Below are 2,035 nucleotides of genomic sequence, written 5' to 3' on the forward strand. Positions count from 1 at the left end.
TTTAAACTCTCGGTTGTATACTTTTCGTTGTTTCATTGGATAAAGATAGTTTTTTATCCCTTAACTAGTTGTGCGGGTAAAGTTAGCAAGTCCAGCAGCATTTGATAAAAGAGTAAAAGACAAATCTGGTATTCGATTTTTCAGATATAGACATATTAAGTAATTGATGATTTAAAATGTAAATTATGTCACTATACTTAAATACCTTTTTATCTTTGTATCATAATATAAGTGACCTATGAAAACATTGCTAATTATTGCATTTGTGTTCCTGTTTCCTTTGAATGTTTTTTCTGAGGTAGAGCAGGATACAATTCAGGCAGAGCTACGCAAACTATTAGAGAATAAGGATGTATACACACAAATAAAGGAGCAACGAATTTCAGAATTGAAAACGATGCTAGAAACACCTAATATTAGTGATGACCAAACCTATGATGTAAACCTTAAACTTTATCACGAATACAAAACATATCTCTCCGATTCTGCCATACATTTCCTCAAAAAGAATCTTGAAATAGCAAAACATTTAGATAAAAAAGTGTGGATCAATGAAGCGAAGCTACATTTATCCGCACTCTATTCTGTGGCAGGAATGTATATTGACTCCTATAATATGCTAGAAAATATAAATAAAGACCAACTACCCGATTGGCTACTGATCAATTACTATGACTCATACAAGCAACTATATAGCAACTACTCTGTAAATAATATAGAGGCTGTAACCTATAAGCAAAAAAGTGACATATATCGTGATTCATTGCTAAGTGTGCTTGATCAGAATTCAAATCATTATAAGATTGTTTTAGCCGAAAAATACCATGACCAAAATAGATTGGAGGATGCAAAAAAGATTCTGCATGAATTATTAGAAAAGTCACCATCCGAAAATCACGAAAGAGCTGTACTTGCTTATGCTTTAGCTAACATTTTTAAGAAGGAGCAAAATATAGAACAAGAAAAAGAATATTATACAATATCTGCTATCTGTGATATCAAGAATGGAATAAAAGAAAATGCATCCCTACAAGCCTTAGCCTCTGTTTTATATGAGACCGGTGATATTGAGCTTGCCTATAAATGTATACAGTCCTCGATGGAAGATGCTATGTTTTGCAATGCTAGATTGAGAACTTTCGAGGTTTCACAAATCTTTCCGATTATTGATTCTGCCTATCAAGACAAAATAATGAAACAAAAAAACGAGTTGAAGTTATTTCTATTGATGATTAGTATATTGTCTGTATTCTTGATTATTGCCATTATTTATGTATACTATCAAATGAAGCGACTGGCAAGAATACGTAAAGAATTGTATAAAACAAATACTAAATTGAACGAACTCAATACCAATTTACAAAGTAGCAATTCTCTGCTCTTGACTGTCAATACAGAACTCTCTGATGCCAACCGTATCAAAGAAACATACATCGGTCATTTTCTCGATCTATGTTCTACATACATCAGTAAACTTGAAAAATACCAAAACACACTAAATAAAAAAGCTGTAGAGAAAAAACTCGATGAGCTTTATAAGATGTTGAAGTCCTCCGAAATGATAGATAATGAATTAAAAGAATTGTACGAAAATTTCGATAATATATTCTTACATCTTTATCCTAATTTTGTTGAAGAACTAAACTCATTACTTGTAGAAGAAGAACGTTTCGAACTAAAACAAAACGAACTATTAAATACCGAGTTGAGGATATTTGCCCTCATTCGATTAGGAATTACTGACAGTTCCAAGATTGCCAGCTTTCTACATTATTCCGCAAACACAATTTACAATTACCGCACAAGAGTGCGAAACAAAGCTGCCGTTCCTCGCGAAGAATTCGAATCATTAGTTATTAAAATAGGAGCTATTTGACAGACAAGTACTCAAAAACAATTGGACAAAATACAGATAAGACAAAGCCCCTAAAATAGATTACGACACCCTCTCATAAAGTGTGTAAGTTAAAATGATCGGCTTGGGTAACAACTTTACCTGAGCCGTTGTTTTATAATAAAAAACTTAGACATGTAT

The 2,035-nt window shown here is 32.3% G+C and carries 1 protein-coding gene; it reads left to right on the forward strand.

Features of this window, described 5'->3' with window-relative positions:
* Positions 1 to 238 precede the first annotated feature (238 nt).
* Complete coding sequence (locus tag B091_RS0111470; RefSeq protein WP_018110136.1) at positions 239 to 1,876, forward strand: DUF6377 domain-containing protein; 1,638 nt, start codon at positions 239 to 241, stop codon at positions 1,874 to 1,876.
* Positions 1,877 to 2,035 lie beyond the last annotated feature (159 nt).

It is taken from the genome of Bacteroides propionicifaciens DSM 19291 = JCM 14649 (assembly GCF_000375405.1).
Taxonomy (GTDB): domain Bacteria; phylum Bacteroidota; class Bacteroidia; order Bacteroidales; family Bacteroidaceae; genus Bacteroides_E; species Bacteroides_E propionicifaciens.